The 10,150-nt window shown below is 58.8% G+C and carries 8 protein-coding genes; 4 read left to right on the plus strand and 4 right to left on the minus strand.

From position 1 onward, the window contains the following. Window positions 1–4 precede the first annotated feature (4 nt). Both BHK69_RS13140 and BHK69_RS13145 read left to right on the plus strand, forming a co-directional pair. Window positions 5–955: a LysR family transcriptional regulator gene (locus tag BHK69_RS13140; RefSeq protein WP_158516198.1), complete on the plus strand. Its 951-nt coding sequence runs from the start codon at window positions 5–7 to the stop codon at window positions 953–955. 211 nt (window positions 956–1,166) lie between these two features. Then, on the plus strand, window positions 1,167–2,057 hold the full coding sequence (locus BHK69_RS13145; protein ID WP_069690495.1) for a hypothetical protein: 891 nt from the start codon (window positions 1,167–1,169) through the stop codon (window positions 2,055–2,057). Window positions 2,058–2,158: 101 nt separating this feature from the next. Here the strand turns inward: BHK69_RS13145 and BHK69_RS13150 are convergent, their stop codons facing one another. Beyond that, complete coding sequence (locus BHK69_RS13150; RefSeq protein ID WP_158516199.1) at window positions 2,159–3,151, minus strand: transglutaminase-like cysteine peptidase; 993 nt, start codon at window positions 3,149–3,151, stop codon at window positions 2,159–2,161. 171 nt (window positions 3,152–3,322) lie between these two features. On the opposite strand from BHK69_RS13150, the gene BHK69_RS13155 reads away from it, so the two are divergent. After that, on the plus strand, window positions 3,323–4,672 hold the full coding sequence (locus tag BHK69_RS13155) for an HlyD family type I secretion periplasmic adaptor subunit (RefSeq protein WP_083269338.1): 1,350 nt from the start codon (window positions 3,323–3,325) through the stop codon (window positions 4,670–4,672). Beyond that, the gene (locus BHK69_RS13160; RefSeq protein WP_069690497.1) at window positions 4,662–5,288 is read left to right on the plus strand and encodes a ribbon-helix-helix domain-containing protein; all 627 of its coding nucleotides are present in this window, start codon (window positions 4,662–4,664) and stop codon (window positions 5,286–5,288) included. The genes BHK69_RS13155 and BHK69_RS13160 overlap by 11 nt, the downstream gene beginning before the upstream one ends. Window positions 5,289–5,451: 163 nt before the next feature. Here the strand turns inward: BHK69_RS13160 and BHK69_RS13165 are convergent, their stop codons facing one another. From BHK69_RS13165 to BHK69_RS13175, 3 genes are all read right to left on the minus strand, one after another. Continuing rightward, entirely contained in the window at window positions 5,452–7,626 is a 2,175-nt protein-coding gene (locus tag BHK69_RS13165) for a type I secretion system permease/ATPase (protein ID WP_083269340.1), read from the minus strand. Window positions 7,627–7,644: 18 nt separating this feature from the next. Further along, window positions 7,645–8,973 carry a TolC family protein gene (locus tag BHK69_RS13170; RefSeq protein ID WP_244548488.1) on the minus strand — a complete coding sequence of 443 codons (1,329 nt, stop codon included), beginning with the start codon at window positions 8,971–8,973 and terminating at the stop codon, window positions 7,645–7,647. A gap of 686 nt (window positions 8,974–9,659) precedes the next feature. Beyond that, entirely contained in the window at window positions 9,660–10,109 is a 450-nt protein-coding gene (locus BHK69_RS13175) for a hypothetical protein (protein ID WP_069690500.1), read from the minus strand. Window positions 10,110–10,150: the final 41 nt, after the last annotated feature.

The following is a 10,150-nucleotide window of genomic DNA, read 5'->3' on the forward strand; positions in this document are numbered from 1 at the left end:
CCAGATGCGCCATCTTGATCATGAAGTTGAGTTAGGCCATGCTTCATGGGTCTTGAAGCCAGGTTTAACGATGGGTCCCGACCTCTTCTCGCTGCTGCCTGCCTTTCGACTGGTCGCAACGACCGGTGGCTTCACCGCTGCCTCTGGTCGGTTGGGAATGACCCCGTCCGCGGTATCGCAGAAGATCCGGCAGATCGAAGCGCTTGTCGGAGCCCGGCTTTTCGAGCGCACCAGCCGCAGCGTCCGGCTGACTGAGGCGGGCCGCCTCCTCCTCCAAGATACGGACCGGGCTTTTGGCGACATCGCCGACGCGCTCGACCGGGTTCGAACCGTTGGGAAACGGCCGGCCGGCACCTTGCGGATCAATCTGTCGCGGCTGGCGGCCCAGCTCTGCATCTTGCCGCGGCTGGCTGCCTTCATACGGCACTACCCCGACATCGCGGTTGAGCTGGCAACGGACGATCGATTGACCGATATTGTTGCTGGCGGTTTCGACGCGGGCATCCGTTTCGCAGATACTCTGGAGATGGACATGATCGCTCGCGCCATCGGTCCACCTCTGCGCCGCCCGGTGCTGGCCTCGCGCTCCTACCTGGAAGCTGCGGGCATCCCCCAGCATCCCAACGACCTCGGACGTCACCAGCTCATCCGCTACAGGTTCCCGGGGAGCCAGCGATTGGAGCCGTTGACCTTCAATGTCGACGGTCAGGTATTTCGCCTCGATCCGCCAGCGCGGCTGGTGTTAGACGACAATCAGCATTTCGACTTTGCCGTTCGCGCGGGCCTGGGTATCGCTCAGCTCTTCAGAGCGGCGGAAAGCCCTGCCACCGAGACACCCGAACTGGTCGAGATTCTGACGCAGTTCGAGCCGCATCCCCTCCAGTTCCGGCTTTATTATCCCACGCGGAATCAGCCCCCGAAACTGCGGGCGTTTATCGAGTGGTTTTGCGGCTAGTTCGGGTACCCATGGGCAGTCGGGGACGTACGGCGCCGTCGAAAACCCTCTCGCCGACCACCCCTGAACCGAGAGACCTCCGATGACCGAGGCGATGATGAGCCTGCGCGAGAGCGCCGCCTCTAGGGCGGTTCTACGACTGGTATAATAAGTACAAATGCGTTACAGTTTGTAAGATAACGACGTTTTGGATCAATCGACAATGTTACGCATGTCGGAAACCAAAGCCGCTTTCCAGAGAGCCAATTTTGCAGGCGTGCGTAAACTCGCTGCTATCTTCATCTTGGCGCAGGCCTCGCTTGGTCTTGAGGCCAGAAGCGAGGCTCTGGCAGAAGTAAAGCAGCCTCCAAGCCTTACCATGCAATGCTGTGCTTTTGCCGACCTCTTATTCTGCAAAAGCTTTCTCGCTTGCAATCCACTGTCCCAACTCATTGAGAGTCGAAAGAAACTCGCCCATAGGTTTTCTGAGCGGGCGGTTTTGATCTACGATCAATCCTTCCTGCTCAACCGGGACAATCTGCATTCCAATTGGATGCCGGCTACGTCCATGCCGGCAGCAACCGTTCGTAGCGCTGGGCTGACAAAGCCATCGACAACCCGCGCCGGACTGATCATCGACAATGAGGCGGAACCGGAGTTCCCGATCATTCGTCAAGGCCAGGCAGTCTGGAGTGCTGATCTCGGCGGCGAAACTCAATTGGTGCGGGTCAGTATCCAGATCGATACGGCTGACCTGCGTGTCGACCTGGCATTCAAAGTCGATTCAAGTTCGAAAATTCTGGCGATCGAATTGGTTGCCTCGGCCCCCAAGATGGAGGGGCGCCTGGCGCTGACCGAGATGCCGCGCGCTCGGCGCTCGGGCGCCACGGAAGGCGAGCCGCTGCTAGGCCGCATAGCCCTGACATCCGCCGGGGCAGACAGGGTGGAGCTGTCCCCTGACCCTATCGATTTGGCCAATAATCAGCGCCGCATCGTGTCCGCGCCTTGGCTTGATTTTCGGCTGGTTGATCGGAACAACAAGGCTGTTGTTCTAACCGTCGAAAAGGGGAAGGCGTCTACAGAAATGCTGGCGGCGCTGCTAAAGAATTTTATAGGTAAATAGTATTTTATTTATCTGCAGAGCAAAATCTGTAGTTATAATTCACGTTACGAGATCAAAATTCTCGTCTGCTTCCAGATTAATGTAGCATCGATTCGTGAGGCTCATTTGGCCTCAAGGCGTGCTTTCTGGTAGCCATGCAGCCATGTGCCGCGAATTCCATAGGAAAGCAGCGGTTGCATGGATGCTTCCACGCTGGAATAAATGATCTTATTGTTGAGATTGTCGAGGTAATAATTCTGGTCCGTATCGGCCCTCATGACCAGGATCGCGTGATCCTGATGCAGCTTGATATGCTTGCCGATCAAAAGATGGAGGTCTGAACTGTCAACGCCAGAGGCTTTCAGCATCCACATTTTGACAATGGCGATATCCTCGCAGTCGCCGCGGCCTTTGTTCAGGGTCTCTGCCAATGTGGCCCAGTGGTCGAGCTCGCCGTAGTTTTCAATATCCGTCATATATTGGATCGTTTCGTTGACGAAACGATTGATGAGGCGAGCTTTGGCATTGCGATCCAGCCCGCGTGCTTCGCGGACAACCTCCCGAGCCCGCTGCAGGCGCGGATTGGGGCAGCCCTGGCGCAGCGTTTCACAGGGAGCCTTCAGGAGGTTGTCTCCCTGCTCCGCCAGGATTTGCTTCCATTTCCCGGCGTTGATCGAGTTCGAGACCGAGATCGCCACCGAGCCGAATACCTGCTTGGGAATGCCGTCCGAACTAACCGGAGGCTGCTGCTGAAGCATTCCTGGCAGATTTTGAAGGAAGGGCAGAAAGGGCTGGTACAAGACGCTGGCGAACTGAATGCCGGTGCTCTTCTGCCACTTGGGAGCCAGAAGCGGCGCATCGACAAGGTTGTCACTGGAGCCTGTTGTTTCAGGATCGCTCCAGGGTGTGGACAATGGCTGCATGGCATTGGCCTGCAACATGAAGCGCGTCAGGACTTTACCTGCTTCGGCTGTTCCATTTTCAGCGAGCAAGGCAGGCTTTTCGGAAAGATCAGCCGCGTCGATGCTGGCGCGCGTCGGCTGGCTTTGCATCGCAAGGGCGACGCCGACCAGTGTCAACGCTGCCCGGATACCTTGTCGCCAGTTCGACTGCATGATTGCCTCCCCTTGCAGACGCATTGGGAGGCCGCTCTCGTCGCTAGCGGGCTGCGGAAATACCTAAAATTTGAGAGATCGGGCTGCTGAAGTTCACCAAGGCAAACGGAATCTATTTGAATCGATCCAATTTGAGATAGGATCGATCACGTAGCGGAAACCATATCGGCCATGAGACTTCTCTCGCATCTCAACAGCTGGCTTACGGAGCCGACCACAGGCACCGGGCTTGGCGAAATCCAGCGTGGCGAGGCCGTGCCGCGACTGGCGAAGTTGGTAGTCCTTTTCGTTGGCTTGCTTATGCTGTTGCTGGGGCTCTGGGCCGGGCTGACCCAGCTCGAAGAGGTCACGCGCGGCTCCGGCCGAGTCATTCCGTCTAGCCGCGTACAAGTGATTCAGACGCCCGAGGCCGGCGTCGTCCGCGAAATCCCTGTCAGGCTTGGCCAGCGCATCCACCGTGGTGATCTGCTGATGCGCCTCGAGGATACGCCGAATGCCACGCGCGCCAACGAAGTCGAGGCACAGGCGCGCGCTCTCAGCGCCCAGATTGCGCGTCTGGAGATCGAGGCGTCAGGTCAGGATACACCTTATCAATGCCCGCCTCGCGTAGCAGAGACCGCGATCGCGGTCTGTGAGAACGAGGAGCGCCTGTTGGCGCTGCGCAAGGAAAACTTGAATACGCGGCTTGAAGTCTTTCGCCAGCGCGTCCAGCAGCGCCGCCAGGAGGTCGCCGAAACCGTCGCCAACATGAACCGCTTTGCCGAGGGCTTGAAGCTGTCCGAGCGCGAGATGCGGCTTGTCGGTCCGTTGGTGAGCCGCAATCTGGTTTCACAAATGGAATCGCTGCGCGTGGAGCGGCAGCTTGTCGAGTTCCGCGGCCAGGTTGCCACAGGAACCGAAACGCTCGTCAGGCTCAAATCGAACTTGTTGGAGGCAGAGCTGCAAGTTGATGAACAAGTCATCCAGTCCCGGCGCGAAGCGGCCGGTGAACTGACAACCCGCAAATCCGAATTCTCCGTGATCGATCAGACCTTGCGCGGTGCAGAGCAGCGTGTCGCGCGAACCGATATCAGGGCGCCGGTCGAGGGCATCATCAACGCCCTGCCGATCACGACGGTGGGGGCGTTCCTGAATGCCGGCGAGAAGGTGGTTGAAATCGTTCCGCTGGAGGACAAGCTGCTGGTCGAAGCGCGCATTCGCCCGTCCGATATCGCCTTCATCACGCTCAACCAGCGCGCCATAGTCAAGGTGACGGCGTACGACTTCTTTCAGTATGGCGGGCTGTCGGGCACAGTCGAACACGTTTCGGCGGACAGCCTCTATGACAGCAATGCCAAAGAGAATTTCTACGCCGTCATCGTCAGGACTGATGAAGCCGCGCTGAAGCGGGGCGGAGTCGAGTTTCCCATCATTCCGGGCATGATCACCGATGTCGACATCATCACCGGGCACAAGTCGATTCTGACCTATCTTCTGAAGCCGATCAACCGCGCCTGGCGCGAGGCTTTGCGTGAGCGCTGAGGCATTGCCGAGCGAAACCGGACTGACGACCGGCAGAGCGCTTGCCCGCCGAACGCGCATCCTGTCATTCGGGGGCAGGCGACACATCTTTGCCCTTGAGGAGCCGTTCTGGACCAGCCTTGAACAGATGGCCGCCCGGCAGTCGGTCAAGCTCAGTCAGCTGATCAGCATGGTGCTCGCCGAACATGCCGGAGAGAACCAGACCTCTCTCCTTCGCGCCGCCGTCGTCAGATGGCTCCTTGATGAATGCGACCGACACTATGCCATTCTGTTGTCGTCGATCCGCGGGATCCTGTCCGCCATTCCAGCACCAGCCGTCGCGATGACGGACAAGCAGCAGGTTATCGCGCAAAACCTGCCTTTCGCCCGTCTTCTCGATGAGCGCCTGCAAAGTGAAGGCGATACGAACCCGGAGCTGACGCTCAGGCTGAATGTGCCCCCGGCTCGGCTGATCGCACTGCTGACGGTCGACCCGCATCGCGCGATTGGCGTTCCCTTCACGCTTCGCTCCTCAATTCGGAAGATCAGCGGCATCATGAACACGTCCGTCATCGACCCCACGGGAGAAAAACCGGTATTCATGTGCGTTGTGCGCAGCGTCGAGGGCGTAAACTAGAGCGTTTTCGAGCGAAGTGGGCACCGGTTCGCGTGAAGTAAACGCGTCAAAACGACAGCCTCGAGGCTGCAAGGAACCATAGGGTCGATTGAGATAGGGTTGCGCGTCAATGGGGCCGCGCCCAAAAGCTTGGCTTTTGCGCAAGAGCGTCCTGCGATGCCGATCAGCCCGCCGCCGCGGCCGTCGTACTGGCAAGTCGCTGCAGCACAGCGTCCCGCGGGCCATCTGCGACCACCTGGCCGCCTTCAATAACCACGATCCTGTCGACCAGCGACAGGACGGCGTTGCGATGCGTGGTTACCACGAGCGTTGTTTCAGGGGTCAGCGACGTGCGCAGCCTTGCCACAAAGAGCCGCTCGGTCGCCATGTCCATCGAGCTGGTGGGATCGTCGAGGAACAGAACCTTGCCGCGGCGCAAGAAAGCCCGCGCCAGCGCCACCATATGACGTTGACCGCTTGAGAGGAGCCCGCCGCGTTCACCCACCGGCAGTGCGTAGCCTTGGGGATGGCGCGCCGCGAACTCGTCGACTCCAGCAAGTTTAGCAGCCGCTACCAGCTCCGCATCGGAGCTCTCAGGGCTGGCAAGCAATAGGTTTTCTCGCAGGGAGCCATGAAACAGATCGGCCTCCTGGCCGATGAAGTTGATCCGACGACGAATGACGTGCGGGTGATATTGCCGGATATCCACGCCATCGATGAGGATATCGCCGGCGGCGACGTCATAGAGGCGGATCAGCAAACGCCCCAGAGTCGTCTTGCCCACACCGACCCGACCCAGGATGGCGACCCGCTCGCCGGGCTTGATCGTCAGGTTGAAGCCTTCGAGAATGGCCTGTCCAGTCGGCTCGTAGCGGAAACCGACACGTCGGAATTCGATATGACCCATCTCGATATCGCGGGCGACAAGAAGCCGCTCGTCGACCCGTTCGTCGGGCAGGTTCATGACGTCGTCGAGCGAATCCAGCGCGGAGAAGGCCTGGCGCACGCGGGTGAGGCTGATGGCGAGCTGGCCGGCGGGGCCAACGGCACGCCCTGCCAGCATGGAACAGGCAATGATACCACCGACGGTAATCATGGACAGGTCGAAGAGATAGGCTCCGATCACGATGATGCTGACGGTCGTCAGGAACTGCATCGCATAGGCAATGGTCGCGGCGTAGGCCGATAGCCCCTTGATGCGCTCGGATGAGAACGAGGCCTCACGCGAGATCATGTCCCATTTTCGCAGCAGGACGCCCTCGGCGCCCAGGCTCTTGATGGTCTCGAGCCCCGAAAGCATCTCCACCATGAGAGAATGCCGTTGCGCTTGGGTATAGCGCGCGCGCGCCAGCTCATTGCCCATCAACTTCTGGATCACAAGACCGACGACGATCATGATCGCAAGAACCGCCACTGGTACAAAGGCCAGAGGCCAGGCTATCCAGGCAATGACGGCAACGAATATGATCGCAAAAAAGATGTCGATCAGGAAGACAATGGTGTTGGACGCAAAGAAATCCCGGATGAATTCATACTCATTCAACCGTTGCGTCATGGCGCCGGTCGTCGCCGCGCGCGATGCGAAGCGTGTATTGAGTACGCGCTCCATCATGCTGCTTGAGATGCTTAAATCGATACGGCGTGTGACGTAGTCGATCAGGTTTGTTCGGACGACCCGCAACACAAAATCGAACAGAAGCCCGATCATCACGCCGGCCGACAGCACCCATAATGTTGTGAAGGCCTTGTTGGGCAGGACCCGATCATAGACATTCATCGTAAAAAGCGGCGTGCTCAGTGCGAGCAGGTTCACGATGACCGTCGCTAAGAAGATGTAGCCATGCGTTCGCCAAAAGCGGGCAAGGTTGCCCCAAAACCAGTGCGGAGGCTGGTTTTCCGTGCCTTTCAGCCCAAGCCTTTGACCGCTCGGTCTCAGGGAGGCCAAGGTTTCCTGAAGCGACAGATCGACCAGGGTTTTGACGACGCAAGAGTTTTTGCGCTCCGGCAGATAGAGGTCGATCTCTCCGCCATCACGCATCTGCTCTATCAGGAGCGGGCGGCCATCCGGTCGCCATGCGATTGCTGGTGCATCTGCTGCGATGAGTTCGTTGATCGGCTGCTTGATCCAGGTCACGCCGATCTCGATCTTCGCGGCGGCGCGCACCATCAGGTCCTGCGTGAACCCTTCCGGATCGAGAGGGAGGCCTGCCATGAGAATGGCGTGCGAGTTCGGTCGCTCGAATAAAACGGCAGCCCTCTGCAGGCATAGGAATAGAAGGTCGTCAGATAACGGCGAAACCCCAGCAGGCTTAAGAGCGTCCTCTACAGCCGCTTCAAGAGATGACAAGGTCGCTTTCAATCAGATCTCGCTGCAAGCTCACTGGAGAGCCCCCTGGGGCAGCCAGGGCCGAGCACCGGGGGGAGGGGGAGAACGCTGCGGAAGCCGGGACGCGGACTCGGTTGGAGGCACGCCTGAGTCATCGCGCGCATAGGTCGTCGCATGCGCTGAGGGAGCGAGCCCCAGAGATTTAACCAGTTGTCCCGTTGACGCCAGGATCCGATACTCGGCGAATAGCGCCGATGTCCTTGCCGTCTCCAGCAGAACCTCAGCATTGTACCGAGTGTTCTGCGCATCGAGAAGGTCCAGAAGCGAGCGGCGGCCAACCGCGAATTGCTCATTGTAACCGGATACCACGCGATTGCCGGCGGAAAGCTGACGGTCCAAAGCCGACGAAAGTTCCAGCTGGCGCGACCTGCGATCGAAGGAGAGTTTGACCGCTTCACGAACTTCGCGAAGAACCTGGTCGCGGGCGAACTGGGCTTCGGAGACGCGTTTGGTCTGCTCCTGGATATTGGCCTCGTCGATCCCGCCATTATAGAGGTTCCAACGCATCACGGCGCGGCCCTGTGCGTCGTTGGTGCGCCCGGCGACGCCATCGACGTCCCGCCCGACGCGACCGCGGGCTTCGAGGAAGACCTCAGGCGCCAATTTTGCGCGAGCGGCGCGGACGAGGGCGTTGGCGGCATCGATCTCGGCATTCGAGATGCTCAAGCGCGGATTATTTCGGACCGCGAGGCCAAGTGCCACGTCAATCGATTTCGGCAACTTGGACGCAAGCGAGCCGGGCGTGGAGGGGCGCGACAGGTTTATCCCCACCAGGCGAGTAAACCTGATCTGAGCCGCGCTGAGCTCTTGCTTGGCTTCGATCAGTCGTGCCCGCGCTCCCAGGACGCGTTCTTCGCCTTGCCGCAGGTCAGCATCGGTCAATGATCCGCTCGATACGTTCGTGCGGATGCGTGAGAGCGTATCGCCCAAGAACGAGACGTTCTTCTCTGCGATGCCGACTAGGCGACGTTGCAGGATGCCTTCCATGTATTCACGGGTTACCTCGAGCGCGAGGAATTCGGAGCGCTCCCAAACCCGCGTAGCTGCGCCATCGACGCGCGAGGCCTGCCGCTCGACTTCGGCCGCCCGGCCACCGCCGTCAAAGATTTTCCAGGTTGCCGTAACTCCGGCTTCGACTGGCGAATAATTGGTCTGAGATGATACCCCTGACGTGACGGGCCGTTCCAGATCTCGCCGCCCGGCTGAAGTTTCGAGGTCGACCCGCGGCATGTATAAGCCGCGCGCCTGACGCAGCTCGAAGGAGATCGCCTCCTTGTTCTCGATGGCCTGGCTGATCTGCGGGTTCGTCTTGATCGTCAATGAAACGGCTTCGCGCAGAGACTGCGCCGGCGCTTCAAACGAGAAAGCCACGAGCGCCGAACATGCCAGGAATAGCTTGCGTCTCGCTTGTCCAGGCTTACGAACTGAATTCAACATATCCCCCGACCTATTTTTGCGCCGCACAAAGTTGCCCTTGGCTTATCTGGCGATAGTCACACGAGAATTGGTCTGAAATTTATAATTTTTCTAATTAAAATAAAATTACAGGCAAAATTTTTCACTCAGAATCTATTCATTCTGGCGTAATTGCATTCGCAATCACTGAGCCTTTCCACATTGACCTCCCCTCCAGAGAGATATCCGGACGCGATTCCGCATGTGATTCGGGCGAGGTCGGCCCATTTGATTTTTACGGATCGGCTATATTGAGTGCTGTCGCTTTCGTATACGGCGAGCGACGTCTCATAAAGCTCGTTAGTTTGAATACTCATCGCTTCCAGCGTCGGCAATGTAGCGATCGCCGACTGGCGACCTGCCGGACAAAATCGTAATACGCTGCGCATGGCTGGAGCATCTTTGGCAGGCCGATGAGAAGCGATATCCGCGGCCGTTGCTGCTCCTGACGCAAGAAGCGCCGAGAGAATTACGACTAAACCCCCGAATCTTACCATAAGAAACCTGCCTATCGGCCATGCAAAACGGTCATAAAAGTCGCACGAAGCCTGTCACAATTCAAGAGAGTGCCCCAGCGGTAACCACATCCAATCTCCATCCAGCGGAGAATTGACGCAGACCGTGACCGAATTGTCGCTATCGAAAGCGCGGTTCAACGCAACCGACAGCAACGGCTCTGGCGAGATCCCATCTTCGGGCGGCATCAGCCGCAGGGCAGCCAATGCGACGTCACCGGCTGGATCGACAAGCAGTTCGGCCAAGGCTGGGGCAGGCATATCCAAGCCTTGCACAGCCAAGCCTTGCACATCCAGGCCTTGCACATCCAGGCCTTGCACATCCAGGCCTTGCACATCCAGGCCTTGTATATCCAAGCCTTGCATGTCCAAGCCTTGGCTTCGCGCGGCTTCCATCACGACCGCAAGCGGCAACGGGTCCTCGACAATGTCGGCGAGGGAGAAGACTGCCGAAATGACCTCCGGCGTTGTGTCGTCAGCCGACATGCGCGTGCATCCTGACTGTTTTCACCGTGCTTGAGAGCACG

The sequence above is a fragment of the Bosea vaviloviae genome (assembly GCF_001741865.1).
GTDB lineage: Bacteria > Pseudomonadota > Alphaproteobacteria > Rhizobiales > Beijerinckiaceae > Allobosea > Allobosea vaviloviae.

What these genes read in the sequence shown, in the direction of transcription:
- BHK69_RS13150 (WP_158516199.1), bottom strand. Translation starts at nt 3,151, where the DNA reads ATGCAGTCGAACTGGCGACAAGGTATCCGGGCAGCGTTGACACTGGTC.
- BHK69_RS13145 (WP_069690495.1), top strand. Translation starts at nt 1,167, where the DNA reads ATGTCGGAAACCAAAGCCGCTTTCCAGAGAGCCAATTTTGCAGGCGTG.
- BHK69_RS13140 (WP_158516198.1), top strand. Translation starts at nt 5, where the DNA reads ATGCGCCATCTTGATCATGAAGTTGAGTTAGGCCATGCTTCATGGGTC.
- BHK69_RS13155 (WP_083269338.1), top strand. Translation starts at nt 3,323, where the DNA reads ATGAGACTTCTCTCGCATCTCAACAGCTGGCTTACGGAGCCGACCACA.
- BHK69_RS13175 (WP_069690500.1), bottom strand. Translation starts at nt 10,109, where the DNA reads ATGTCGGCTGACGACACAACGCCGGAGGTCATTTCGGCAGTCTTCTCC.